The 25823-nt window shown below is 65.1% G+C and carries 28 protein-coding genes and 1 riboswitch; of the genes, 9 read left to right on the forward strand and 19 right to left on the reverse strand.

What is annotated here, in order from left to right:
- Positions 1–237: 237 nt before the first annotated feature.
- The 4 genes from ABIC76_RS03650 to ABIC76_RS03665 are packed head-to-tail and all read left to right on the forward strand — an operon-like array spanning position 238 to position 4188.
- Entirely contained in the window at positions 238–1125 is an 888-nt protein-coding gene (locus tag ABIC76_RS03650) for an ABC transporter substrate-binding protein (protein WP_102065846.1), read from the forward strand.
- 53 nt (positions 1126–1178) lie between these two features.
- Complete coding sequence (locus ABIC76_RS03655) at positions 1179–1889, forward strand: amino acid ABC transporter permease (protein WP_354533537.1); 711 nt, start codon at positions 1179–1181, stop codon at positions 1887–1889.
- Complete coding sequence (locus tag ABIC76_RS03660) at positions 1886–2659, forward strand: amino acid ABC transporter permease (protein WP_354533005.1); 774 nt, start codon at positions 1886–1888, stop codon at positions 2657–2659. The genes ABIC76_RS03655 and ABIC76_RS03660 overlap by 4 nt, the downstream gene beginning before the upstream one ends.
- A 47-nt stretch (positions 2660–2706) precedes the next feature.
- Positions 2707–4188: an AMP nucleosidase gene (locus ABIC76_RS03665; RefSeq protein WP_102066143.1), complete on the forward strand. Its 1482-nt coding sequence runs from the start codon at positions 2707–2709 to the stop codon at positions 4186–4188.
- A gap of 16 nt (positions 4189–4204) precedes the next feature.
- Here the strand turns inward: ABIC76_RS03665 and ABIC76_RS03670 are convergent, their stop codons facing one another.
- Positions 4205–5122, reverse strand: coding sequence for a LysR family transcriptional regulator (locus ABIC76_RS03670; protein ID WP_102065845.1), 918 nt, complete (start codon positions 5120–5122; stop codon positions 4205–4207).
- Positions 5123–5328: 206 nt separating this feature from the next.
- Between ABIC76_RS03670 and ABIC76_RS03675 the strand changes: the two genes are divergently transcribed.
- Positions 5329–6822, forward strand: coding sequence for a M20/M25/M40 family metallo-hydrolase (locus tag ABIC76_RS03675; RefSeq protein ID WP_354533006.1), 1494 nt, complete (start codon positions 5329–5331; stop codon positions 6820–6822).
- Positions 6823–6870: 48 nt separating this feature from the next.
- Here ABIC76_RS03675 and ABIC76_RS03680 read toward each other — a convergent pair whose 3' ends face one another.
- The 11 genes from ABIC76_RS03680 to ABIC76_RS03730 form a co-directional block, all read right to left on the reverse strand.
- Entirely contained in the window at positions 6871–8397 is a 1527-nt protein-coding gene (locus ABIC76_RS03680) for a carotenoid oxygenase family protein (RefSeq protein WP_354533007.1), read from the reverse strand.
- Between the two features lie 19 nt (positions 8398–8416).
- Entirely contained in the window at positions 8417–8857 is a 441-nt protein-coding gene (locus ABIC76_RS03685) for a DUF2141 domain-containing protein (protein ID WP_354533008.1), read from the reverse strand.
- Positions 8858–9081: 224 nt separating this feature from the next.
- Positions 9082–9303 (reverse strand): hypothetical protein, encoded by a 222-nt coding sequence (locus tag ABIC76_RS03690; RefSeq protein WP_354533010.1) that lies wholly within the window; start codon positions 9301–9303, stop codon positions 9082–9084.
- 97 nt (positions 9304–9400) lie between these two features.
- The gene (locus tag ABIC76_RS03695; RefSeq protein ID WP_316882357.1) at positions 9401–10192 is read right to left on the reverse strand and encodes a phytanoyl-CoA dioxygenase family protein; all 792 of its coding nucleotides are present in this window, start codon (positions 10190–10192) and stop codon (positions 9401–9403) included.
- Between the two features lie 125 nt (positions 10193–10317).
- Positions 10318–11325: a glycosyl transferase family 90 gene (locus ABIC76_RS03700; RefSeq protein ID WP_354533011.1), complete on the reverse strand. Its 1008-nt coding sequence runs from the start codon at positions 11323–11325 to the stop codon at positions 10318–10320.
- 373 nt (positions 11326–11698) lie between these two features.
- Positions 11699–12022 (reverse strand): copper-binding protein, encoded by a 324-nt coding sequence (locus ABIC76_RS03705; protein ID WP_354533012.1) that lies wholly within the window; start codon positions 12020–12022, stop codon positions 11699–11701.
- Positions 12023–12059: 37 nt separating this feature from the next.
- Positions 12060–12548 carry a cupredoxin domain-containing protein gene (locus ABIC76_RS03710; protein ID WP_354533013.1) on the reverse strand — a complete coding sequence of 163 codons (489 nt, stop codon included), beginning with the start codon at positions 12546–12548 and terminating at the stop codon, positions 12060–12062.
- A 47-nt stretch (positions 12549–12595) separates the two neighbouring features.
- Positions 12596–13894, reverse strand: coding sequence for a multicopper oxidase domain-containing protein (locus ABIC76_RS03715; RefSeq protein ID WP_354533014.1), 1299 nt, complete (start codon positions 13892–13894; stop codon positions 12596–12598).
- Positions 13895–13896: 2 nt separating this feature from the next.
- A complete protein-coding gene (locus ABIC76_RS03720) occupies positions 13897–15306 on the reverse strand; it encodes a TolC family protein (RefSeq protein WP_354533015.1) in 1410 nt (469 codons plus the stop codon).
- 9 nt (positions 15307–15315) lie between these two features.
- A complete protein-coding gene (locus tag ABIC76_RS03725) occupies positions 15316–15654 on the reverse strand; it encodes a hypothetical protein (RefSeq protein WP_354533016.1) in 339 nt (112 codons plus the stop codon).
- Between the two features lie 96 nt (positions 15655–15750).
- Positions 15751–16281, reverse strand: coding sequence for a DUF2946 family protein (locus tag ABIC76_RS03730; protein WP_354533017.1), 531 nt, complete (start codon positions 16279–16281; stop codon positions 15751–15753).
- 44 nt (positions 16282–16325) lie between these two features.
- Between ABIC76_RS03730 and ABIC76_RS03735 the strand changes: the two genes are divergently transcribed.
- Positions 16326–16829 carry an acyl-CoA thioesterase gene (locus ABIC76_RS03735; protein WP_354533018.1) on the forward strand — a complete coding sequence of 168 codons (504 nt, stop codon included), beginning with the start codon at positions 16326–16328 and terminating at the stop codon, positions 16827–16829.
- 159 nt (positions 16830–16988) lie between these two features.
- On the opposite strand, the gene ABIC76_RS03740 is transcribed toward ABIC76_RS03735, so the two are convergent.
- The 5 genes from ABIC76_RS03740 to ABIC76_RS03760 all read right to left on the reverse strand — a co-directional run bounded on the left by ABIC76_RS03740 (position 16989) and on the right by ABIC76_RS03760 (position 20374).
- On the reverse strand, positions 16989–17798 hold the full coding sequence (locus tag ABIC76_RS03740; RefSeq protein WP_354533019.1) for an alpha/beta fold hydrolase: 810 nt from the start codon (positions 17796–17798) through the stop codon (positions 16989–16991).
- A 12-nt stretch (positions 17799–17810) separates the two neighbouring features.
- The gene (locus ABIC76_RS03745) at positions 17811–18143 is read right to left on the reverse strand and encodes a hypothetical protein (protein ID WP_102065833.1); all 333 of its coding nucleotides are present in this window, start codon (positions 18141–18143) and stop codon (positions 17811–17813) included.
- 128 nt (positions 18144–18271) lie between these two features.
- Entirely contained in the window at positions 18272–18673 is a 402-nt protein-coding gene (locus ABIC76_RS03750) for a carboxymuconolactone decarboxylase family protein (protein ID WP_206272953.1), read from the reverse strand.
- Between the two features lie 32 nt (positions 18674–18705).
- Positions 18706–19488 (reverse strand): sulfite exporter TauE/SafE family protein, encoded by a 783-nt coding sequence (locus ABIC76_RS03755; RefSeq protein ID WP_102065831.1) that lies wholly within the window; start codon positions 19486–19488, stop codon positions 18706–18708.
- Between the two features lie 97 nt (positions 19489–19585).
- Positions 19586–20374, reverse strand: coding sequence for an NAD(P)H-dependent oxidoreductase (locus tag ABIC76_RS03760; RefSeq protein WP_354533020.1), 789 nt, complete (start codon positions 20372–20374; stop codon positions 19586–19588).
- Between the two features lie 87 nt (positions 20375–20461).
- On the opposite strand from ABIC76_RS03760, the gene ABIC76_RS03765 reads away from it, so the two are divergent.
- Positions 20462–21355: a LysR family transcriptional regulator gene (locus ABIC76_RS03765; RefSeq protein WP_354533021.1), complete on the forward strand. Its 894-nt coding sequence runs from the start codon at positions 20462–20464 to the stop codon at positions 21353–21355.
- A gap of 23 nt (positions 21356–21378) precedes the next feature.
- Here ABIC76_RS03765 and ABIC76_RS03770 read toward each other — a convergent pair whose 3' ends face one another.
- A complete protein-coding gene (locus ABIC76_RS03770; RefSeq protein WP_102065828.1) occupies positions 21379–21834 on the reverse strand; it encodes a hypothetical protein in 456 nt (151 codons plus the stop codon).
- Between the two features lie 313 nt (positions 21835–22147).
- Positions 22148–22228, forward strand: a riboswitch (cyclic di-GMP riboswitch).
- A 62-nt stretch (positions 22229–22290) separates the two neighbouring features.
- On the opposite strand from ABIC76_RS03770, the gene ABIC76_RS03775 reads away from it, so the two are divergent.
- Together ABIC76_RS03775 and ABIC76_RS03780 are read left to right on the forward strand one after the other, a co-directional pair.
- Positions 22291–23145: a spherulation-specific family 4 protein gene (locus tag ABIC76_RS03775; RefSeq protein ID WP_102065827.1), complete on the forward strand. Its 855-nt coding sequence runs from the start codon at positions 22291–22293 to the stop codon at positions 23143–23145.
- A 122-nt stretch (positions 23146–23267) separates the two neighbouring features.
- Positions 23268–24350, forward strand: coding sequence for a calcium:cation antiporter (locus ABIC76_RS03780; RefSeq protein WP_354533022.1), 1083 nt, complete (start codon positions 23268–23270; stop codon positions 24348–24350).
- 75 nt (positions 24351–24425) lie between these two features.
- On the opposite strand, the gene ABIC76_RS03785 is transcribed toward ABIC76_RS03780, so the two are convergent.
- On the reverse strand, positions 24426–25805 hold the full coding sequence (locus ABIC76_RS03785; RefSeq protein ID WP_354533023.1) for an FAD-containing oxidoreductase: 1380 nt from the start codon (positions 25803–25805) through the stop codon (positions 24426–24428).
- Between the last annotated feature and the right edge of the window lie 18 nt (positions 25806–25823).

Consider the following 25823-nt stretch of genomic DNA (forward strand, 5'->3'; position numbering starts at 1 on the left):
TTTGTTGTTCTTGCAGTGTATCGGGCACTGTTGTCGGGTGAATGACTGCGCGATGCGCCTCCATGACCCGCCATTCCTATCGGCAGAAATTGTAAAAACTGAAGGCCAGCGCGGCTTTGCAGCGCATGGCGGCGCCGCTGCGTGCCGGCATGCGTATATCGATCTGCCAACGAATTCGTTTGCGCGGCGCAGCAATCACCCTACGCTTGAGCCCCTAAAAATCATCAGGGGGTTGTCATGCAAGCAAGCGTTTCGGGCGCATTCTCGTTGTCGGGTCTGGCGCTGGCGTTGGCAAAGTCGTCACGCCAGGCCGTGGGCGTGGTCATCGGGGCAGCGCTGGCGGTGGCGGTGCTCCACGCGCCGCAAGCCCACGCCGACAGGCTGGACGACATCAAGAAGGCGGGTGTCCTGCGGGTGGGCGTGTTCGACGCCAATCCGCCGTTCGGTTACGCCGATGCCAAGACCGGTCAGCCTGTTGGCTTGGATGTGGACTACGCGCAGGAAATCGCCAACAAGCTGGGCGTCAAGCTGGAACTGCGCGCCACCAACCCGGCCAACCGCGTGCCGCTGCTCACGTCCGGCAAGGTGGACATCGTGGCCGCCAACTTCACCATTACCGACGAGCGCAAGAAGCAGATTGAATTCAGCACGCCGTACTTTGCCAGCGGCCTGCAGTTCATCGCCAAGAAGGGTGTGCTCAAGCAGCCGGACGATCTGAAGAAAGACGGCATCCGCCTGGGCGTCGACAAGGGCACCACACAGGAAACCACGCTGCGCGACGGCTATCCCAACGCCCGCGTGATCGCCTATGACGACTCCCCGCTCGCGCTCACCGCACTGCGCACCGGGGCCATCCAGGCTTTTGCGCAGGACGGTGCCAAGCTGGGCGCGTTGCTGGCTACGCTGCCCAATCGCAGCGAACTGGAGATCTCGCCCTTCGTGCTGACGCGCGAGTACATGGGCATCGGTGTGCCGAAGGGCGAAACGAAGCTGACGGCGACCATCGACCAGATCCTGCAAGGTCTCGAGAAGGACGGCACCGCCGGCCGCATCTATGACCGCTGGTTCGGTCCGAAGAGCGCCGCCCCGCTGCCGCGCGACTTCATCATCGGCAGCACCAAGTGAGCTTGAGCCTGCCGGCCCTCCTCCAGCCCCTGCCGCCGCGTTATCTCGGCTGGATGCTGGAGGGCTTCGGGATGACGCTGCTGGTGTCGGCGGCGGCCATCGCGGGCGGGCTGACCGTGGGTCTGCTCTTGACGGCGCTGCGCGCGAGTGCTCAGCCGTGGCTGCACTTGCCGGCCCGCGCGCTGGTGGCCTTCCTGCGCAAGACGCCGTTACTCGTGCAACTGTTCTTCTGGTATTTCGGCGCGGCGCAATTGCTGGGCGAAGACGTGGTCGGTGCCATCACCGGTTGGGGCGGCATCGCCGTGGGTGCCTGGCGATTGCCTGCGCCGTCGTTCGAATTTCTGGCGGCGGCGTTCGGCATCGCGCTGTACGCCGGCGCGTTCTTCTCGGAAGAGCTGCGCGCCGGCATTCGGGCCGTGCCGCGCGGGCAGCGCGAGGCCGCACTGTCGCTGGGCTTCACGCCGCGTGCCGCCTTCCTGCGCGTGGTGCTGCCGCAGGCGCTGCGCGTGTCGGCGCTGCCGCTGCTGGGGCAATGTGCCAACACCATCAAAAACACCTCGCTCGCCATGGGCATCGGGCTGGCCGAGCTTGCGTATAGCGCCCGGCAGGTGGAAACCGACACGCTGCTCGCCTTCCAGGCCTTTGCCGTGGCAACCGTGCTGTATGCAGGGCTGATCCTGTTGCTGCAATGGGCCGCGCCCCAGGTACTGCGGCGGCTCGGCTGGGCATCGACATCGACGCTGCCGAACGGAGCGCCCTCGTGACGACGGAAGCCGTGCTCCTGCACCTGCGCTACCTGCTGATCGGTCCGTATCCGAATGGCCCGCTGGCCGGCGCGGCGCTCACCTTGTGGATGGCGCTGTGGGCGTGCGTGATCGCCACGGCAGCGGGTGTCGGCGCGGCGCTGCTGCTCGATCGGCTCGACGCCATGCCAAGGCTGCGCCGGCTGGCGCGTCTGCTGCGCGGACTGCTGGCCACGCTGCGAGCCATCCCGGTACTGATGCTGATGTTCTGGGCGTACTTTCTGATCCCGATGGCGCTGGGCGTGGCGGTGCCGGAAACCGCCACGGTCGTCGCCGCGCTTGCCGCCGTGGGCGCTGCCTACATCACCCAGAGCATGGAGGCCGGCTTGCGCGCCGTCGGTGCCGGGCAGCGCAACGCGGCGCTGGCGCTGGGCATGTCGCCCACACAGGCGTTGCTGACCGTCGTGCTGCCGCAGGCGTGGCGCATCATGCTGCCGTCGCTGGCCAACCAATGGGTCTCGACGGTCAAGGACACATCGCTGGCCTACATCGTGGGCGTGGTGGAATTGTCGACTGCCGCCAGCCAGGTCAACAGCCGCACCGTTGCCTACCCGGCGGAGGTATTCGGCGCGGTGGCCGTGCTGTATTTCCTGCTGTGCACCGGCATCGAGGCCTTACCCAATTGGTTGCGCGCGGGCCCCCGCACGCCGGCGGCGCAACCGGCCCACATGTCGACCTGGCAACGCTTTTTGCGCTGGCGTGAACGCCCTGTTTCAGATGCCGTGACATAGGTCACATCGCTATCTTGGGTTCACAAAACGTCGGTATCATCGAGAACATGACCGATACCCGCGCCTCTACCCATCTCTATCCCGCGCACGACCTGGCGATCTGCACCGACGCCAACACTGCCGTCGAGCGCATCACCGCCATCTACGAGCGCTCCGCGCAGGCGATCCGCGATCGTTTCCACGCCTTTGCGCGTGGAGAGGACTGCAGCGAAGACCTCTCCGCCTGCTATCCGTACCTCGGCATCACCGTCGACCCGAAAACGCTGGTGAGCGACGCGCGGCCGGCGTGGGGCACGGTGGCATATCCGGGCGTGTACGGCACGACGCTCACGCGGCCGGACTTGTTCCGTGACTACTACCGCGTACAGATCGAGCGCCTGCTGCACTATCACAACAGCCCCGTCGTGGTGGGTGTGAGCAACCGGCCGATTCCGCTGCCGTTCGTGGTGGAAGCGTCGACGGTGGACATCACGCCGGAACAAGCGCGCGCGCTGGGCGGTGCGTTTACGCTGCCCGACCTTGCGCAGATCGACGACTCCATCGCCAACGGCACATACCGCCCCATTGGCGACGAACCGCAGCCCTTGTCGATGTTCACGGCCGAGCGCGTCGACCTGGCCCTGCAGCGCCTGTACCACTACACCGCCACGCACCCGAAGCACTTCCAGCGCTTCGTGCTGTTCACCAATTACCAGCGCTATGTCGATGAGTTTGCCGCCCTCGGCCGCAAGCTGATGGAGGACGGCAACGACGAGGGCTACATCCGCTTTGTCGAGCCCGGCGACACCGAACACGAACTCGGCACGCCCGCGCCGGACGACTCCCACCGCATCAAGGGCCTCCCGCAGATGCCCGCCTACCACCTGGTGCGCGAAGATCGTCTGGGGGTGACGCTGGTGAACATCGGCGTGGGCCCGTCCAACGCCAAGACCATCACCGATCACCTGGCCGTGCTGCGTCCGCACTGCTGGATGATGATCGGCCACTGCGGCGGCCTGCGCCGCTCACAGCAGCTGGGCGACTACGTGCTTGCCCACGCCTATGTGCGCGACGACCACGTGCTCGACCAGGATCTGCCCCCTTGGGTGCCCGTGCCGCCCATCGCCGAGATCCAGGTGGCGCTGCAGGAAGCGGTGGCGCGCATCACCGGGCTCTCGGGCGCCGACATGAAATCGCGCATGCGCACCGGCACGGTGGTCTCCACCGACGACCGCAACTGGGAGCTGAAGTATCAGGCGCTGTACAGCCGCTTCAACCAGTCGCGCGCGATTGCCATCGACATGGAAAGCGCGACCATTGCCGCCAACGGCTTCCGCCTGCGCGTGCCCTACGGCACCCTGCTGTGCGTATCGGACAAGCCGCTGCATGGCGAACTGAAGCTGCGCGGCATGGCCAACCTGTTCTACCGCCAGCGTGTCAGCCAGCATTTGGACATCGGCATGGAAGCCGTGCGCCTGTTGCGCGAAAGCGGCGTCGAGGCGCTGCACTCGCGCAAGCTGCGCAGCTTTGACGAACCCGCGTTCCGATAGCGCGGGTGAGCACCGGTTAGCGCGCGGGCTGCTCCGGCAGCGCCTCGCGCAGGAAGTCCAGAAACACCCGCACCACCTCGGGCAAGGTGCGGCCCGCCAGGGTCTGCAGTTCCACGGTCCGCCCACGCATGCCGCGCTCGCGGATTTCCGCGGCATGCAGCTCACCGCGCTGCACGCGCTCGCGCACGGTGATCTCCCCGGCAATGCCCAGGCCGCCTCCTTGCAGCACGAAACTCAACAGCCCGTCGAAGCGGTTGCTGACCAGCACCGGCTCGAACACGAGCCCGCGCTGACTGCAGCCCATGTCGAACAACTGGCGCACTGTGTTGTCCGGCCCGGAAAGCGCAATCGGGAATGGGTGCATCTGCGCCAGCGTCACGCTGCTGAACTTCGCCAGCGGGTGGTCGGGCCGCATGATGGCAAACACCGAGCCACGCTGCTGATACGCCACGCGGATGCCGTGCACGGCGGCACGGCTGTAGGTCAGCCCGATGTCCACGTCGCCACGCAAGACGGCCTCGGTCACGCGCATGGGCTCTTCGGCGCGCAGATCGAACTGAATGCCGGGATGCCGCTCGCGAAACGCCACGATGGCGCGCGGCACAAACTCGATCGCAAAGCCATCGGAACACGCAATGCGCACACGGCCGCGCTGCAGCCCTTGCAGGCGTTGGATATCCGACACCACGCGCTCCGCTTCCAGCGCTCCGCGCAGGGCATGCGCGGCAAGCAGCTCGCCGGCTGCGCTGGGTCGCATACCGCGCGGTTGACGTTCGAACAGCGGCACGCCGAGCAGCTCTTCAAGCATCGCCACCTGCCGGCTGATGGCGGAGGCGCTGACATGCAGGCGCGCGGCCGCCTCCGTCAACGAGCCCGTGCGCACGACCTCCAGAAAATAGCGGAGGGACGTCTCCTGCAGGCGATGAGATGACATAGGCGACGTAGGCGTGAGGCCCTTCTGCTTTGCATGAAACGCAAAGATATCCCAAGAAAATTCTAATGGTCAAAAAGGTGCGGTATGCGCAGACTCACCCGGAACTGTTCGACCAGCGGAGTGTCCTGATGTCCCCTCAGCAAGCAGCACGTCCATCTGCCGTCCCCCGCGCTTGCCATCGCCTCCTGGCGTTGGTGCCGACCCTCATGCTCGGAACTGCCGGCCTCGCTTGCGCCGCCGAGCTGTCTTCGGCAGACGCCGAGCGCCACGCGCAGGCAACCTACCGCGAATACTTCGAGCTGCTCTCCCTGCCCAACGACGCCATCGTGCCGGAAGACGTCCGCAAGAATGCCGATTGGCTGGAGCAGGCGTTCCGCAAGCGTGGCTTCACGACACAACAGTTGGCGAACAACGGCAAACCGATGCTCTACGCCGAGCTGCCGAACCCCGATGCCGCACGCAAGACCGTGCTGTTCTACATGCACCTGGACGGCCAGCCGGTGATTCCCGCGCAGTGGGCGCAGAAGAGCCCTTGGACGCCCGTGCTCAAGCACAAGACCGCTCAGGGCAACTGGGAAGAGATCGACTCGGCGCAGCTCTTCAGCGGCCCGCTGGACCCGGAATGGCGCGTTTTCGGGCGGTCGTCCGCCGACGACAAGGGCCCCATCATGATGATGCTGGCCGCCATCGACGCACTGAAAGCAAACGGCGCTCAGCCGGCCGTCAACGTGAAGATCATTCTCGACAGCGAGGAGGAGAAAGGCTCGCCGTCGATCAGCAAGGTCATGCAGGCAAACCGCGAGCTGCTGCGCTGCGACGCCATCGTCATCCACGACGGCCCGATGCATGCGAGCAACCTGCCGACGCTGGTCTTTGGCAACCGCGGCGCGGCCGAAGCGAGGCTCACCGTCTACGGTGCCAAGGTGCCGCTGCACAGTGGGCACTACGGCAACTACGCCCGCAACCCGGCCCAGCAGTTGGCCAACCTGCTGGCATCGATGAAGAACGACGCGGGCCGGGTGACGGTGCCGGGCTATTACGACCACGTGAAGATCAGCGCGGCCGACCGCAAGATCATGGCGGCGGTGCCCGACGACCAGGCCGCGCTCAACAAGCGCCTGGGCATTGCGCATGCCGACAAGGTCGGCGCCAATTACCAGGAGGCGATGCAGTACCCGTCATTGAACGTGCGCGGCATGGCGTCTGCGGCGGTGGGCGACAAGGTGGCGAACATCGTGCCCGACAAGGCCGTCGCCGAACTGGACCTGCGCACCACGCCCGACTCCACCGCAGGCTACCTCGGCAAACTCATTGAGCAGCACATCGAGCGCCAGGGCTACCACCTCGTCAAGAACGCCCCGACCGACGAAGAGCGCAGCCGCTACGACAAGCTGGCCACCTTCACGTATCAAAGCGAAGGCGCAGATGCCGCGGGTTCACCCATCGACTCGGCAGTGGGCACATGGGCCTACAAGTCGCTGACCGACACCTTTGGTGCGAACCCGGCGCCGGTCCGCATTCGCATGATGGGCGGAACGGTCCCCACGGCGGAAATCGTTGGCGTGCTGCAGGTGCCGTTCGCGATCATTCCTCTGGTCAATGCCGATAACAACCAGCATGCCGCGAACGAGAACCTGCGGATGGGCAACTACGTGAGCGGCGTGCGCACGCTCTACGGCCTGCTGACGCACCCGCTCTGACAGGCGGGCGCTTTAAGCGCTTTAAGCCCTTTAAGCCCTTCAACCCCTCTAAGCCGCACGAAACAAGCCATGCAGCCCGAGCGGCGCGACGCCGTTCAGGCTCGCCGTGGCGACGGGCCCTGCAGCAACATGCTGTGCATCGAAGGCCGTCAGCTTCGTGCAGCCGGCATCCACATCGAAGACCGTGCCGATCAGCCAGCCCTCGCCTTCGCGGGCGCTGGCCGATGCCGGCACGAACACGTGTTCCTCCACCAGCGTGCGGTGGCCGAAGCGGTATTGCTCGGTCTGCCCTGAATCGATGTCGACGCGCATGATGGTGTCAAAGGCGTGCAGCGCCTGCGGGCCGCCATCCGACGATGGCGCCGTGTGGGCCACCATGAACAACGCGCGATGGCGTTGCGCGGTGCGTCGCGTGTCGATCTTCGGGAATTCAGCAACGTGGTCGGTGCTGAACTGCTCGGCGCGGCCCGTTCGCAGATTCAGTTGCACTTGCGTCAGACGCGCGCCGGGCGATGGGCGAATTTGCCCGCGCATCAATTCACGCAGCGACGTGGTGACGACCGAGGCATCGTCCGAGCGGATGTAATCGAGATGGATCTCCTGTCCATCCGGCGACGACCACGCATTGCCCAGGTGGAAGACAAAGCCCGCCGGCAACGCCAACCAGCGCATGCGCGTGACGTCGTCCTTATCCAGCACCAGCACGCGCATGCCCAGCTCCGGCCGCCAGACATGTGAATCGAGAAACGACATGCCGGCGTGCGAGCGTTCAACGTCGTACACGAACGGCGGCAGCAGAAACACCAGATGGCGCTGCGTCACGGCAAAGTCGTGCACCATCGCCACGTCCGGCACCTTGATGGACTCCACGCGCTTGAGTGCGCCGTCTGCACCCACGCAGTAGACGGTCAGCAGACCGGCCGCGCTGCTCACGCCAAAATTCCACAGCGTGCCGTCGGGCTCGACCTTGGGGTGGGCGGAAAACGGCATGCCCTTGTAGTCGTCGCGCCAGATCTGCACGCCCAGCGTGCGCAGCGAATCCGGATCGACACGCGTGGCCGAGCCGCCTTCCCACAGCGCGAGCATCTCGTCGCCATGCATCACCAGGCTGGTGTTGGCAACGTTGATGCTGTCGGGCGAGGCCACCGGCTCCATCTCGGGGTTGGCGGTGCCGAACGTCGCGCGCAGCGGCCGGCCGGCGGTGGTGTCGGCGATGAACTTGTCGGTGCGCACGAACACGCCGCGGTGCGTCACGCCCTGATCGCTGATGTCGTAGCGCTGGATCATGCCGTCGCCATCAAACAGATGGTGATAACGCATGCCGCCGATCTCGTGCCGCGCTGGGCCGTTTCGATAAAAGGCGCCGCGCAACGCAGGCGGGAAGACGCCCTCCACCTTCAGCGCGCGGGTCGGCATGTCGGCGCCGACGCCCTGGTAACCGGCCAGCCATGGAGTTTGCGCACGTCCTGCGGCAAACCCGGCAGCCCACGGGTCGGGGGTGGCGGCCATTACGTCGGTCAAGGTCAAACCAAAGGGTGCGGCGCCCAAGGCCGCAAGAAAGGATCGGCGTTGCATGACGGGCCCTCGCTCAGCATCAGTGCAAGTGAATCGTCACGCGCTGGTCGCCCTGCACGTCGATGGCGGCATCGTCAAATGCGGGCGGCCCGAAACGGCCACGTGCATCCCGGCTGAAGCCGTAGGGCTCGATGGGAATGCCGGCCGGGTTGGTGCCAAGTTTGCCGTCGTTGTTGGCGTCATGGAAGACCGACAACGCGTAGCGCCCCGCCGGCAGATCCGGATAGACGAAGGTGACGTTGCTGCCGGACACGCTTTCGAGCGCCGCAATGTCAGCGCGGACGGCCGAATCGGGCTTCAGCCAACCGGCGGTGTCGCGGAACATCGCCGCGCGCACCGCGCCTTGGCGCCCTTGTGCGCCCTCCACTACCACGGTCAGCGTCGCGGCGGATGCGCTTGCGGCGAGCATGGTCGCCAACAGGGCCAGCGCAATGCGCGGCAGAGAAAGCATCGCAGTCATGAACGTCTCCTGAGTGGCCGGCGATGCGTTGATCGGCCGGCGGTCAGGAGGCAATGTAGTCGGCTGCCTTGCTGCAGTCAGCGAGCATGCGACGAAGTGCGGATGCCGGGGCGCAAACGGTCGCTTGCGGGCAATGAATGAATCACAGAAAGGTGAGCGACTCACGCCGGACGTGCTGACTAAAACGCCCGCCGGGGCGGGCGGGCGTTTCGTGGTGTGGGCTGCTAATGCGGCAAGCTGGACAGCCGATGGTCGGCCAGCAACACGCTAGCGCTCAAGGCGAGCTGAGCCGAGATGAATCCCTCCGGCATCTCAACGGCTTCCCAATCACACACAATGTGGCCTGCACGGCAGATCTGGAAGCGGGCCGTCCAGCGATGATCGTCGCGTTGCAGCGGATCAACGAAGATGACATGCGTGCCATGTGTCACTTCCTGAATCGGCATTGTGGTTCCCCGTCGTTGGTCATCGAGCATCCACCTTAGCAAAGCCCCATGACACAAATCTGTCCGCCGCCCACCTACAAATGGGGGAGGGGGCACCTCACCCGACCAGCGGATCGGGCCGCGCAGACGAGCGCGTGCCGGGCAGCGGATGGTTATTGGGGCCGTAATAGGTAAATACTGCCGAGAATTTGACCGCCCCCGTTTGGTTGGCGCGTGCAGCGTGAAAGGTGTTGCAGTGGAAAAGCAGGACATCGCCGGGCAGCAGCGGCACGGGGCGCGCGGTATCGATCAATGCGCGGTTTTCCGGCAGCTCCTGACGCAGAAACAGCTTGGCGTCGAACCGGTCGGCGGGCAGGTCAAGCTTGTGGCTGCCTGGAATGACCCACAGACAGCCGTTATCGACGGTCTCTTCCACCAGGGCCAGCCACGACGACACCAGTTCGTTCCGTTCGAACGACCAATAGCGGCTGTCGCGGTGCCAATGCGTGGCGGTGCCAAACGCGGGATGCTTCGTCATCACGCAATTGTGGTGCGCAAGCGAAAGGTGCACGGGGCCACCGATCAGTTGCGCAATCGCGCCGGCTACGCGTGGGTCGCGCGCCCATTCGGTATACGGCGTGCCGCGTGAATCGGCGTCGAGCAGGCGGCGCACTGTCTGGCCGCCCTCGGCGTCGCGCGAAAGGGGTGCGCCGGCATAGCCGACGTCGGTTTCCAGCTCCACCGGCGCCGCAGCGCGGGCCAGCCCGTCCTGCGCAGCCGCAAGCAACGCGGCGGTCACCTGCTGGCTGACGAAGCCGCGCAACACGACGTAGCCGTGCTCCTTGAAGAAGGCTTGTTGCTCGTCGGAAAGCGGGTGTGCGTGGGTGGCGGTGGGGGCAGACGCGGACATGGCAACAGGAGCGTACGGAGACGGCGAAAGACAACGAGTGTAACGCGCCGCCGTATGCGTTGCAGGCCCGACATACGGCGGGCCTGCTCAGGATCAAACGTGGGGTGTTCTGTCCTGCTGGAGCCTTACCAAAACGCCTGCTGGCCGGACAACCGGAAATACTTTGCGATCACCATCAAACCGAGCAGGCGCTCCTGGTCGCGATCCATGAACTGCGCCACCCACCGGTTGGCGTTGCGGACAATCGCCAATGCATCGCCGGGGTATTTCCGGTAATGCTCCATTTTCTCCTGAAGATCGGAATAATCGTCTTTCAGCAGAACATAATGCACATCGGGAATCAACCTCCCCTCCATGAACCACGTCTCATACCGGGGACGCCGCATGAAGCACAGCGAATTGGATGCCATGATCCATTTCAAATTCGTCGCAACGTCGTTTCCTTCGACGCTCACAATGAATTGATATTGCAATTGCTCCGCAATCGTCATGGGCGCTTTGTAAGTCGCCTTTCCAATTTCCGATTTCCGAGTATCGCCGATGTTGACGTGCGGCAGGTCATGGCACCGCTCCACAAAGGCTTGGCGGTGTTCCTGATGGCAAGGGCCACGGAACACCGCCATGGGCTTCTTGTCGTGAAAGTCGATCGTGTCGCGCGCCAGCGAAAAATGCCGGATGGCGTCGAGCTTCAAGAGAATGCCATTATGGGCGCTGCTCTTGATCGGCCGGCTTTTTACGAACGCCGGGTGGTTCGGCTCGGCCGTCACGTCGCCGCAGTCGTAGTCAAAACTGTAGCCCGGGCCGAAATAATCCATCAGGTCGACAAGATCATAGAAATAGGTGCTCCCGATTTCACAATCCTTGTCGACAATGGTGCTGGTAGAGGATTTCAGCAGGAACTTCGAATACTCCACGGCATTTCGACTCGGGTCGAATGTCTCCGAAATCGAGTTGTAATAGCTCAACCGATCAAAGACGTCCTGCATACGCCGCTGGCCATTTCTGCTTTTCAGAAGTCTCTCGGCCTTTCCATTTTTTGTAGCGGGCGCGAGAAAATGGCTTGAGGCATTCGAAAAGTAATACCAGAATTTTCTTGCAGAGACCCTGCTCAAGCGGTATTTGAGATGACGCATGAACCAAAAGATGCCGCGGAAATTAAACTCTGGGCGTCACTTTTCGGGGGAAAGTTCCGAGCCCATGTACAGAATAGGTGGCGCGTGAGCCACTTTTGTGTGCCGCTGATGCACGGTGTCGCCGATCGCGCTTCCTTTTTAGACAGCGCGGCGGCCCGGTGATGCTTCGCATCGGCGGCGGCCCTCACTTTACCGTAAGAATCTTGCGACTCATTCCAATTGTGGGCATCAGTCCGCCGGCTCCCGTACAGGGCCCGTTGCCCGCCGCATGACCGTTGTCATGGCGTCACACTTTTCAGCCACCCAGGCTGGAGCGCTTTTCCCTCTGACGGCATTGAAGACACGGGCAGGCGTGCGCCCGCCCGCCTTCGTGTTACTGCGGCACGTCCAAAACCGTTACGGTCAATGCACCGTTCACTTTCTCGGCGATAAACCGCACTTTGCTGCCGACCTCCACCTTGGAAAGCATGGCCGGATCCTGGACGCGGAAGACCATCGTCATGGGCTCCATGCCCAGGTTGTCGAGCGGGCCATGCTTGATGGTCAGCTTGCCGGCAGCGGTGTCGATCTTCTTGATCTCGCCTTCGGACATGGGGGTGGCAGTGGTGGCTGCAGGTGCGGAAGCAGCATCCTCGGCTGCGTGGACGAACGGTGCGCCGGCCAGCAGCGCAGTCAGTATCAGGGCGTGGCGAAACATGTGAGGCTCCTTGTCGAACGACACGATTGGGGCGGGGTCAGGACTTGTTGCCGCGCACCTGCACGGCGCCGCGCATGCCGGCCTCGAAATGGCCAGGCTGCAGACAGGCAAATTCCACCGAGCCGCTACGCGTGAAGCGCCAGACGATCTCGGCGCGCTGGCCTGGGTCTACGGTGACGGCGTTGGCGTCGGCATGCTCCATCTCGGGGTGCCGGCGCATCTGCTCGGCGTGGGCGACGAGGTCGGCCGGCGTGCCCAGCGTCATCTCATGCCGTACCTGGCCGCTGTTGACGACTTCGAAGCGGATGGTCTCGCCGCGCTGAACGCTGATCTGCGCGGGCGTGAAGCGCATGGTGTCGGTCATGTCGACGCGCACCGTGCGCGTGATCCGGGCGGCGTCGCCGGGTTCACCGATGGCGGCATCGCCATGGTCATGCCCGCCGGCGTGATCGCCGGATGCGTGCGCGATGGCGGCCATCGACATCAGCGCGGCCAGGAAGGTGGAACGGATCAGATTGCGTTGCATGTTTGGTCTCGGTCTACGTTTTGTATGAGATGTGGATTCAGCGTCGATCAGTCGTCGATGCCGGTACCCGTGTATTCGTAGGCAACGGTGCCCTTCGGGTGCTTGTACCAACCGGGGTCGGCATAGCTGTTGCGCGGCAGATCGCGGCGCACCTTCATCACGGTGAACATGCCGCCCATTTCGATGGCGCCGAACGGGCCCTGCCCCGTCATCATGGGCAGCGTGTTGTCGGGCAGCGGCATTTCCATCTCGCCCATGTCGGCCATGCCGGCCTGGCCCATGCCCATGTAGTCGGGCACCAGCGCGTTCATCTTCTTGGCGAGGTCTTTTTGCTGCACGCCGATCATGGTCGGCACGTTGTGCCCCATCGCGTTCATCGTGTGGTGCGACTTGTGGCAGTGGAAGGCCCAGTCGCCCGGGTTGTCGGCAATGAACTCGATGGCGCGCATCTGGCCCACGGCAATGTCCGTCGTCACCTCCGGCCAGCGCGCGCCGGGCTGGACCCAGCCGCCATCGGTGCCCGCCACTTCGAACGTATGGCCGTGCAGATGCATCGGGTGGTTCGTCATGGTGAGGTTGCCCATGCGGATGCGCACGCGGTCGCCCAGACGCACGGGCAACGGGTCGATGCCGGGAAAGACGCGGCTGTTCCACGTCCACATGTTGAAGTTGGTCATCTCGGCCACGCGCGGGGTGTAGGAGCCGGGGTCGATGTCATACGCGGCGAGCAGGAAGACGAAGTCGCGGTCGACGCGATGCTGCGTCGGGTCTTTCGGATGCACGACGATAAAGCCCATCATGCCCATCGCCATCTGCACCATCTCGTCGGAATGCGGGTGGTACATGAAGGTGCCGGACTTCTTCATCTCGAACTCATAGACGAAGGTCTTGCCGGTTGGAATGTGCGGCTGCGACAAGCCGCCCACGCCGTCCATGCCGGCGGGCAGGATCATGCCGTGCCAGTGCACCGTGGTGTGCTCGGGCAGCTTGTTGGTGACGAAGATGCGCACGCGATCGCCTTCCACGCATTCGATCGTCGGGCCGGGGCTCTGGCCGTTGTAGCCCCAGAGATGGCCCGTCATGCCGGGTGCGAATTCGCGCTCGACGGGCTCGGCCACGAGGTGGAACTCCTTCCAGCCGCCGCGCATGCGCCACGGCAGCGTCCAGCCGTTGAGCGTGACGACGGGGTTGTAGGGCCGGCCGTTGGGCGGCGCAAGCGGCGGCTGCGTGGCGGGCTTCGATTGCAGCGGTGCTTCGGGCAGCGAGGCCGCGCCGGCGCGCGAGACCATCGCTGCGCCCAGCATGGCCGCGCCCGTGCCGCCGAGAAATTGACGTCGGGAAACCATGTTCAATGTCCTTGAGGAGAGTTCGGCGCTGCGGTGGCCGCATTCGCTTCAGCCGGCGGCAGCTTGCCGCCCAGCGCCATCTGCAGATCGGTCTGCGCAATCCAGTAACCGCGCAGTGCGTCGATGTAGCCGTTCACGGCATTCACCTGCTCGCGCGCATCGGCCAGCAGTTCGAACACGCTCACGAGCATGCCGTTGTAGCGCAGCAGCATCTCGTCGGAGATGCGCTTGCGCACGGGCACGACCTCGTCGCGGTAGTGACGCGTGAGGTCATATGCCGTCTGGTAGCGCACGTACGATTCGCGCACTTCCGAACGCGCACGCACTGCCGTGTCGGCAAGCTGGTCGGCCGCCTGCATGTAGATCGCCTGCGCGCGCGCCACGCGGGCGCCGCCCCAGTCGAACAGCGGGATCTCGATGCTGATCTCGTAGCCCGTTTCACGTGGCTCGTTGGATTTGCTGTTGCGCACGTAGCCGAGGTCCAGCACGTTGATGAAGCGCGTGGCCTGCGTGAGCCCCAGCGACGATGCCAACCCCTCGACCTGCAACTTGCCCGCCTGGATATCGAGCCGGTTGCGCAACGCATAGGCCTCGATCTGCTGCAGTTCAGGGCGATCCTTCGGCAGGTCGGGCAGCCGTTCCGGCAGCTTGAAGTCGGTATCTGCGCCCCACACACCCAGCAGGCGGATCAACGCTTCGCGCTCGGCCTGCGCCTGCTGCCGCGCGCGCGCCAAGGTGGCGGTGGCCTCTGCATAGAAAGCGTGCTCACGCGCGCGATCCAGCTTGCTGAAGTTGCCCGCAGACGCCAGGCGCTTGGCGAACTCGGCCCCGGCTTCGGCAGCTTGCTGAACCTGCTCTGCATAGCGTGCAGATTGCTCCGCAGCGACGGCATTGACGTATGCGCGGCGTGTCTCTGCGGCCACCTGCAACATCTGGTTGGCGACCAGCAGCTTGGTCTGCTCGAAGTAACGGCCTTCGATGCGCGTGGCCATCGGCAGCGTCAGCAGGTTCAGGAACGACAGCGAGAACGTGCGCTCGATCGACACGTCGTCGCCGCTGCGCGTGCGCTTGAAACTGAAGCCGGGATTCGGCAGGCGGCTGGCTTGCACGAGCGCGGCTTCCGATAGCCCCAGCTCCGCATACGAAGCCTGCAGGCCACGGTTGTTCAGCAGCGCGATCTGCACGGCGCTGTCCATCGTCAGCGGCTGGGCCAGCAGCTCGCGCGTGCGTTGCGCGGCGCTGTCGCGTGCTTCCGGTGAACGCTGCCAGGTGGCGTCCTTGCCGAGCCGGTCGCGCGCCACATCGGCAACGGTCTTGAAGCCGCTGTCTTGCGTGACGGTGGCGCAGCCGCTCAGCAACAGTGTGCCCGCCAGCGCGCACACGGCGAGTCGGCGGTTGGAGAGTTTGAGCATGGCGCCTCCTCAGTGGTGGTGCATGCCGGGCATGGAGTCCGCGCCAGGCTTGTTGGAGGAGGCGGCCGGGGCGCTGGCGGGCATGCTGTGTCCCGCGTGGCCGCCATGCGCGGCGGCGCCCGGCTTGGGGCCCACGGCTGCGTTGGTCTCGCGCCAGGGCACAGGACCGGTATCGCGATACGCGTGGTAACTGTCGAATGTGCGCGGCGCGGCGACGGCCGGCACAGCGGCGTCCGCGTTCAGCGGATCAGGCGGAGATGCCGCCGGCGCAGATGCGGCACCCTGCGCGACTACCCATGGCACCAGCGCCAGCAGCGCGGCGGCCGCGAACCATCGTGTGAAAAGCATGAGAAACCTCGATCAAGCGTGATGACGTACGGCCGCATGCGGTGCATGGAGCCGTCAAACCAGAGGCCAGCCCGTTCTATGGACGGACTGGTGGCGTCAAACGCGAATCGAGGGTGGACGTTGCAGCGCTTCAGGAATGAAGCTGCGGAAGGAAACAGCGGGGCCGCGCGGCGCAGCGGCCGGCAGCTTGATCAGCGGCACGCCAAGGCTGGCGGCCAGGGGAACGACCGAACCGAGCGAACACGTCGCGCAGATCGGGCAGGTCTTGCAGTGCGACTGTCCCGGCGCTTTCGACTCGGCACCGGCGGCCATGGCGTCTTCCTGCTCATGGCAGGCATCGGACAGGACGGCGCCGTCATCCGGCGTTGCCAGGGCAACCATCGCGTCGTCCATTTCCATTGCACCGCCGCGCGCCATCATGGCCGTCGCGGCAAACCCTTGCAGGGGCAGTGCCAGGACGACCAGCCAGAGCAGGAGGCGGGTCAGCAATCGGTGCATGGAAAACAGGAGGGGCCTGAAAATCGGTTGCGGCGCAAACCGGTAGTGTAGCGCGATGCCATCAAATTTCACGCAATGCAGCACAACGTGCGCCGCGCACGGCACAATGGCTGCCTGCTGCGTACCCATTTCTGCGCGCCCTGCTTTCCCCATCATTCCTGCTTCAACGCCCCATGAATACGCAATCCCACCAGCTCAGCATGACCGTGCTGATGACGCCCGACATGGCGAATTTTTCCGGCAACGTACACGGCGGCCACATCCTCAAGTTTCTCGATCAGGTCGCGTATGCGTGCGCGAGCCGCTATGCCGGCCGCTATGTCGTCACGCTGTCGGTAGATCAGGTGGTGTTCCGCCAGCCGATTCATGTCGGTGAACTGGTGACGTTCCTCGCATCGGTCAACTACACCGGCCGCACCTCGATGGAAATCGGCATCAAGGTGGTGACGGAGAACATCCGCAACCAGGTCGTGCGCCATACCAACAGCTGCTACTTCACGATGGTGGCCGTGGACGACGACGGCAAGCCGGCCGACGTGCCGCCGCTGGTGCCCTCCAACGCCGAAGAACAGGAACGCTTCGAAGCCGCGCAGCAGCGCCGCGCCCTGCGCCAGGAAATGGAAGCGCGGCACAAGGCGATCAAGGCAACCTACGGCCCGTCCGGCACGCGCAACTAAGCGCGCGTTGAAATCGGCAGTGCCGCGACACCCGCGTCGCGCCTGCCTGCCTACGCAGTCAGCAAGGAACTGCGACCCGCGTGGTATCGCGGTCGCGCATTGTTATCCACAGGCTTACCCACTGTTTCTGTGGATAACGCGTGCGGCCCCCAACGCAACTTACGGCTGAGGCAACGCGTGCAGAAATGCGAGCACGGCCGCATTGAACAACGCGGGGCGCTGCAACGGAGCGAAATGGCTCACGCCCGGCAACGACACAAACTGCGCATCAGGAAGGGTCCTCGCCAGATAGTGTGCGTGCTCGGGCCGGATGAACTCGTCGTGTTCGCTCTGCACGATCGTCACCGGCACGCGCGTCGCGGCAAGCTCCGCGCCCGTGGCGTTGGGTTGCGTCTGCATCATTTCGGTGACGGCCGCGACGAATGCATCGAAATCGTCGGGCGTGGATGAGAGCGCGGTGTAATCCTTTCGATGGCGCTCGAAGCAGCGATCGATGACCGGCGTGGGCGAAAAGGGCCTGGCGCCGGTCGGGTCCATGTTGCAGCCAAAAAAGAACACGCCCGTGGCGCGTTCCGGCGTCTGCATGGCGAGGGTGAGTGCAACGCAAGCGCCGTCGCTCCAGCCGATGATGGCGGCGCGATCGATGTGCAATGCGTCCATGACGGCCCGCACGTCGGAGGCCATGCGCGTGTAGGCGTAAGGCTGCGCATCGCGCGTGCTGCGGCCATGCCCACGGCTATCGATGACGATGGGCCGGTAGCCGGCGCTCATCAGTACCGGGAGCTGATACCCCCAATTGCCGCTATGGCCGAGCCCGCCATGCAGCAGGATCACCGGCGTGCCGGCGCCGAAGGTGGCATACCAGATGCGGGCGCCGTCGTGCTCGACATGGCCTTCTTCAACGGCGGCCGGCAGCGGTTCAGCACCGTGGGCCGCAAACCGGGTCAGATCGTCGTCGAAAGGACCCATGTCGATCAGATGTCACGCCGCGTAGCCAAGCGCCGCAAACTGCTGCTTGAACCACCAGTAACAGAGCGCCGCAGCCGCCGCAAAAATGGCCACGAGCACCCAGCCGAGCGGCGTGAGGCGCTTGCGTTCGGCGTCACGATAGGCCAGCTTGTCGCCGCCCACCAGAAACGCCAGCCCGAACACCAGACACCCCGGCACGAGCACCATCGCCTTGAGCGAGTAACGCACCGTCGGCGCGCCCGCCTGCGCCTGATGCAGCGGGCCGAGGATGAAGAACCAGCCGATCACCGCGCCGAGGACGAGGATCAGCACGCCGCCCAGGCGGGTCTTGAGGTCTTGAGACATGGGAGTTCCGAGGGATGGATTGGCCAGCGCCACATCGGCGCCGGCGTGATCCCGCGAGAATAGGGAAGCCGCATCGGCCATGCAACTTGTGTTAAGCCCGTTAACACAAGCCGCCGTCCCGCGTCGGACTAGCGCGCCGCTTCGTCTTCGACTTGGATGCCGAGTTCATTGAGCACTTCGCGCGCGGATCGAAACGCTTCGATGGCCGCTGGCGCGCCGGCATAGATGGCGCTATGCAGTAGCACTTCGCGGATCTCCACCGCCGTTGCGCCGTTGTTGATGGCCCCGCGCACATGGCCCTTCAGCTCAGTGCTGCGGCCCAGGGCGGCGAGCATCGCGCAGGTGCACAGGCTGCGCGTCTTGAGGTCGATGCCGTCACGCTGCCACGTGCTGCCCCAGGCGTGTTCGTTGAGCCAATCCTGCAGCGGTGCAGAGAACGCATCCAGCCCGCTCATCGCGCGTTCCACGAACGCGTCGCCCATCACCTGCGCGCGGCGTGCGCGCCCGGCCTGCTTGTCTTGTTCCGACACGATGCCCTCCTCCGTTCTGAAAAATCAGTCAGTCAAGCTGGCTTGACCAGCAGCATCATCAACGCGGTACCCAGCAGCACGGCGCAGAAGGCCAGCCGCAGACGCCGCGCTGAAAACCGATACGCCAACGCCACACCCCACGACACGCTGGCAATACCACCGGCGGCCAGCGGAATGCCCGTTCCCCAATCCACATGGCCCGCATGCGCATACGTTGCAAGCGCGATAAGCGAGCCGGGCACCACCAGGGCGAGCGCCATGCCCTGGGCGCGTGTCTGCGGCATACCGAAGAACGTCACGAGCGCCGGCACCACCACCAGCCCGCCGCCCACCGTGAAGATGCCCGACATCGCCCCGCTGGCAACGCCCATCAATGGCAAGGCTGCGGCCGGCATGGCGCGTGGGGCGGCGTGCGCCGCATCACCGGCATTCGGCTTTTCTTTGAGCTGTGAGGCAAAGTACACCGCCAGCGCGATCAGGAATACGGCAAACGCCGTATGCAGCAGATGGGCGTCGAGCCCCGCGGCAAAACGCGCGGCAACGTAGGTCGCCGCCATCGAGAACACGCAGATCAGCGCGACGGAACGCAGATGCACCGGATGCCGCTGGTGATACCGCCAGAAGCCGATCAGCACGTTGGGCGCAATCATCACCAGCGCGGTGCCCTGCGCCAGATGCTGGTCCATTCCGTACAGGTAGCCGAGCACCGGAATGGCGATCAGCCCGCCGCCAATGCCGAGCAAACCGCCTGCAACGCCAAGGCCCATGCCGAGCAGCAAATTGACCAGACCCGTGAGAACCGCGTGAGACGCCATGCCGACAAGAAAGGAGGGACGAGAAACAAACGCGGCGGCGCGCTGTATCTGCTACAGCGCGCCGCCGGAAGTGAAGCCCAGATTGTAGCGCCCGCCGTTACGCCGGGGTCTCGGCAAGGTGCGCAGCGAAGCCCGATTTTCCGGGTGCGATTTCGGCCCGCAGCGTGAGCGCCGGGATCTCGTAATCACCGGCGTTCTGCCGACGGAACGGGATCGGCGAAGTGGTGAACAAGGTGTCGAGCCGCTCGCCCAGTGCGCGCGTCGTCTGCGCAAAGCGCGCCTCGTCCATGCGGCCCGTGCGGTAGCTCACGAACGGCGGCACCACATCGAAACCGGGGTAGTACAGGATGCCGTGCTGGATCGGGAACAGGATGTCGTCGATCGGGCCGTTGATGCCGCGTGGGCTGTAGTGCGACTCCCACCCGCCGGTCGTCACGATCAGCATGGCGCGTTTGCCGGCGAGTGTGCCTTCGCCGTAGCGGTCGCCCCAGTGGGTGTCGGAGTGCTCGCCAACGCCATAGGCGAAGCCGTACGCATAGACGCGTTCGACCCAGCCCTTGAGGATGGCCGGCATCGAAAACCACCACAGCGGAAACTGCAGGATCACAGCATCGGCCCAGCGCAGCTTGGCTTGCTCCGCGGCGATGTCCGGGGCCTGCAGGCCGTTCTCGAAGGCGTACTTGGAATCCAGCGACGGGTCGAAACGCGAGCCCACCGGCGCGACACTGCTGTCGCTGGCATCAAGCACGGCCTTCCATTGCATGGCGTACAGATCCGACACCTGTACGGTGTGGCCGGCGGCCTGCAGACGCTCGACGGCAAAGTGCTTGAGGGCACCGTTGAGCGACTTGGGTTCAGGATGGGCGTAGACGATCAAGACATTCATGGTGGCAGCTCCAAATGAGGAATTGGCTCCAGAATGCGGTCCACCCAGGTATATTGGAAATGAATTGTTCATATTCCAGGCATAGTCATGAATAATCTCAGACGGTTGGACCTGAACCTGCTGGTGACACTCGATGTGCTGCTGACCGAGCACAACGTCACGCGTGCGGCGGAGCGGCTGAACTTCTCGCAGCCTTCCGTGAGCGTGCATCTGGCCAAGTTGCGCGCCATCTTCGGCGACCCGCTTTTGCTGCCGGGCCCGCGCGGTATGCGCCCCACCGCCCGCGCTGAAAGCCTGCGCGAGCCCCTGCGGCTGGCGCTGGAAGCACTGGAGCAGGCGGTCGCGCCCGCCAGCCCGTTCGACCCGGCACATGCCACCAACACGTGGCGCGTGGCGGCCACGGATTACGGCGAATCCACCATCGCGCTGCCGGCGCTGAACACGCTGCGATCAAGCGCACCGGGCACGCGGCTCGCCATACTGGAGCTGGTCCCTACTCGCCTGGAAAAGCAAGCCGAGCAAGGGGAGATCGATCTCGCGTTCCACACCACAGACGGCGCGCCACCGGGCCTGCGCCGCCGTACGCTCTTCACTGAACGCTATGTGCTGATCGGCCGCGCAGGGCACCCGCGCCTGAAGCGCAAGCCCACACTGGCGCAGTTCTGCGCGCTCGATCACGTGATCGTGTCGCCCGATGGCGGTGGCTTCTTCGGCGTGACAGACGAAGCCCTGGCGGCAGCCGGTGCCACGCGGCGCGTCGTGCTCTCGGTGCCGCACTTCCTGTTTGTGATGACAGCGGTGGCGAGCACTGACATGGTCGCCATGCTGCCAGAGCGGCTCGTGCGCGGCGCCAGCGCGCTGCAGGTGGTCGAACCGCCGGTGGAGGTGCCCGGCTATGAGATGTCGATGCTGTGGCATGAGCGCGTGCATCGAGACCCCGGACATCAGTGGTTGCGGGATGTGATTGCAGGCGCGGTCTGAAGAACCGCGCCGCCGCCGTTCCCCTACTTGCACTGCTGCTTCTTGATAGACACCTCCTCCAAATCTGCGGCGGTGTAGAGCGCCGGCACGTTCGGGTCGCCGGCAGCCGTCATCGCCGCGTGCAGGTTCGCCAAGGCCTGGAGGTGGCCGGGCTCGCCGCTTGCAAAGCGCTGCTGCTCCGATTTCGATGCGCCGTACATGCCGTTGCACAGCAGCGCCTTGCGGAAGATTTCCAACACCGCGATCCGCGCAAAGTATGTCTCGCGCCGCTCCGACGCAGTGGCGGGCGCGTGGTTGATCTTGGCGTAGTGGTTGGTGCACTGCGTGCCGAGAATCGGGTAAGCCTCCTTGATGCCGTCACAGGAGGCGACCTTCGCGGGCGGTGCAGCCAATGCGGCGGCGGCCGCCAGCGATGCGATCAGGGACACCAACGCCAACAACGCGATGCGGATGACGGGCACATTCGAGCGGATGTTCATTGCAGGTTCTCCTCAGTCAGATACGTGGGCAAGAAACACAGCGGCAACCGGTAGCGCTGCGTGAACTGACGATACGGGGGAGGTCTGTGGCGGCGGAATGCACCAGACGTTCTGGCGCAGCCCAGGGGAAACGCGGCATGGGAGAAATGGGCCAAGCCGCCCCAGGTGCATTTGACGGCGATGGTTGATTGCCATGGCAACGCGCAACGTGGGCTGCCCACAACGCTTCATGCGGCTGCCAGCCCGTTTGCGCAATCTCCGTTTGCCGGGCTGGCGCGGCCCCGGTAGAGTCTTTCCCCAATGGGTTCACACCCAGAGGTCTGGGCAAAACCGGAGTGATCCGGCGACGCAAAGCTATAGGGACTTCGCTGGACGAAGTCAGCCAGTTGCCCGCCAACCCGCAACGGGAGCGGGCCTGATGACACACGCAAAGAACGGCGTGGTCGGGGGCACATAATGAAAACGATACAAACGGGGGGGCGTTCGCCCGCATCCGCCACGCTGGCCGTGGCATCGCAAACGGGCAACGCAAAGCGCAGGTTCGCGCGGGCCGCCTATGCCGCATTCGCCCTGGTGTCGGGTGCGCTGATGGGCGCATCGCATGCCAGCGCTGAAGGGCTGCTGGTGCCGTCGTACATCTATCCGTCAGGCACAGGCGCAACGCAGTGGAGTGCGCTGGCCACAGCGGCAACGTCGGTACCCACCACGGTCATCCTCAACCCGAACAGCGGCCCGGGCACCACGCAGGATGCCAATTATGTTGCCGCCGTCGCCAAGGTCCGTGCCGCGGGCGGCAAGGTGATCGGGTACGTCTCCAGCTCGTACGCCAACCGGTCGTTGTCGGCCGTGGTGCAGGACATCAACACCTACCAGGCGCTGTATCAGGTCGACGGCTTCTTCATCGACGAGATGACCGCCGACAGCACGACCGCGCACATCCAGTTCTATCAGTCGGTCTACAACTACATCAAGGGGCTGTCGCCCAACTACACGGTCACGGGCAACCCGGGCACCAATGTGCCGGAGATCTACGCCAGCCTGCCGGTGGCAGACCAGCTCGTGGTGTTCGAAGACAGCGCCAAGCACTACGCCAGCTATGCGCCGCTGGCGTGGCAGGCCAACTATCCGAAGGCGCGCTTTGCGCACATCGTCTACGCCGCGTCGGCCACGCAGATGCAAACGTTCGTTCGTAACGCGTCAGGCAAGGGCGCTGCTGCGGTGTTCATCACGAACAAGACGTTGCCGAACCCGTATGGCGCGCTGCCGACTTACTGGAGCCAGGAGGTGTCTGCCACGGCCGTTGCCCCGTGACCGCGCGGGCGTGACGCACGCCGCATGTGCGGGCTGATGCTCCGCACATGCTTTATATTCGGGCCACACTGCATCCCCCCTTCGCCGCCTGCCGGCGTCGAGGCAACAACAAGGAGAACCCCGTGGCCCTTTCTTCCAACAAGCTGCCCCCCTGGACTATCGCCGCCCCGCTGCTCGCGTGGGTGGTGCTGGTCGGCGGCTCGTTCATGACGCCCCCCGGCTGGCTCATCGCACTGATGGCGCTGGCACTGGCGGGGGCCGTCTTCGCTGCCGTCCACCATGCCGAAGTCGTCGCGCACAAGGTGGGCGAGCCCTTCGGCACGCTCGTCCTGGCAATCGCCGTGACCGTGATCGAAGTGGCGCTGATCGTGTCGGTGATGCTCTCTTCCGGGCCGGAGAAAGCAGGCTTGGCGCGCGACACCGTGTTTGCCGCGGTCATGCTCATCTGCAACGGGATCGTGGGCGTGTGCCTGTTCGTGGGCGGCCTGCGCCACCGCGAGCAAGCCTTCCAGGCGCCGGGTGCCACCGCCGCGCTGGCCGTGCTCGCTGCACTGGTCACGCTGACCATGGTGCTGCCCAATTACACGAGTTCCACGCCGGGGCCGGTCATGACCTCGTCGCAGTTGGCCTTTGCCGGCGTGACCTCGCTGGTGCTGTACGGCTGCTTCGTCATCGTGCAGACCATCCGCCACCGCGACTACTTCCTCGTCGACAGCGCCAACGAAGACGTGCACGCCCCGCCGCCGCCCGCACGCGTGGCGGCGCTCAGCGCGGTGTTGCTGATGGCGTCGCTGGTAGCCGTCGTCGGGCTGGCGAAGGTGCTGTCGCCTTCGGTGGAAGCTGCCATCCTGAATGCCGGCGCGCCGCCCGCCACGGTCGGCATCGTCATCGCCGCGCTGGTGCTGCTGCCGGAATGCCTGGCCGCCCTGCGCGCCGCCAATGCAGACCGCATCCAGACGAGCCTGAACCTCGCGCTGGGCTCGGCGCTGGCGAGTATCGGCCTGACCATCCCGACCGTGGCCGCCGTGTTCATCTGGATCGGCCGCCCGCTCGAACTGGGCCTGGGGCCGAAGGAAATGGTCCTGCTGTTCCTCACGCTGATCGTGTCATCGCTCACGCTGGGCAAGGGCCGCACGACCATCCTGCAAGGCGTCGTGCACCTGGCGATCTTTGCGGCGTACCTGTTTCTCTCGATCGTGCCCTGAGCGGCGCGCACGATAACGAATCGATGTGTGGGGCGCCTGGTGGGCGCCCTTCTTTTTTGGGCGCCACGTCTGGCGTTATTGCACCGACTCCATGCTTTGCAGCAATGTGGGAATCAACTCCGACACCGTCGGGTGAATGTGCATGGCGCGGCTGATGGTGGTGTAAGGCGCTTTCGCATACATCACGTCGAGGATCGAATGCATCGCCTCATCGCCGCCCACACCGAGGATCGACGCGCCCAGGATGTCGTGCGTCTGCGCATCGACCACCACGCGCATGAAACCCTGGCTCTCGCCCTTCTCCACCGCACGGCCAACGCGCGTCATCGGGCGGTTGCCGACCAGCAGCCTGCGCCCGGATTGCCTCGCCTCCGAGAGCGACATGCCGACGCGCGCAAGCGGCGGGTCGATGTACATGGCGTACGCCTGAATGCGGTCCGACACCTTGCGCGGGTCGTCGTCGAGCAGATTGGCCGCCACGATCTCGTAATCGTTGTAGGCCGTGTGCGTGAAGGCGCCGCGGCCGTTGCAATCGCCCAGGGCCCAGATGCCGGGCACGTTGGTGCGCAGCTGATCGTCCACGCGGATATTGCCCCGCTTGTCGACGTCCACACCGGCCTTGTCGAGACCGAGATCACCGGTATTGGGCACACGCCCCACGGCCATCAGCAGATGCGAGCCCGACACCTCCCGCGCGCCGCTGCCGCACTCCAGGCCGACCACGACGTTGGCGCCGTCGCGTCGCACGCTCAGGCAGTCGGCGTTGACCTGCACGTCGATGCCTTCCGCTTCCAGAATCTCGCGCACCGCCTGCGATACGTCTTCGTCTTCACGCGCGATCAGGCGCGGGCCTTTCTCGACAATCGTCACGCGCGATCCGAAGCGACGGAACATCTGGCCGAACTCCAGCCCGACGTAGCTCCCGCCGATCACGACGAGATGCTGGGGCAGGAAGTCCACGTCCATCATGGTGGAGTTGGTGAGGAACGGCACCTGATCGAGCCCGGGCATGGGCGGCACCAACGCCCGACCGCCGACGTTGATGAAGATGCGCTCGGCTTCGAGCAGCGCGTCGCCAACGCGCACGGTGCGCGCGCTTTCGAAGCGGGCATGGCCCTGGAAGACCGTGCAGTGCTCCAGGCCGCGCACCCATTGCTCCACGCCGTGGCTGGAGCGGCCGGAAATCTCATCCTTGCGGGCCTTCACGCGCTGCATGTCGACGGTGACACCGCCGTCGATCATCACGCCGTATTCGGCCGCACGCTGGGCCATGCGCGCTGCATAGGCGCTGGCCACCATGGCTTTCGTGGGGATGCAGCCCGTGTTGACGCACGTACCGCCAAAGCGGCCGCGCTCGACGATGGCGACTTTCATGCCGGCGCCCGACAGGCGCGCCGCCAGCGGAGGGCCGGCCTGGCCGGTGCCGATGATGATGGCGTCGAAGCGTTGCGTCATGGCGCTCTCCTTCGTGTG

Origin of the sequence: Ralstonia sp. 1138 (genome assembly GCF_040544795.1) — a bacterium.
Classification (GTDB): domain Bacteria; phylum Pseudomonadota; class Gammaproteobacteria; order Burkholderiales; family Burkholderiaceae; genus Ralstonia; species Ralstonia flatus.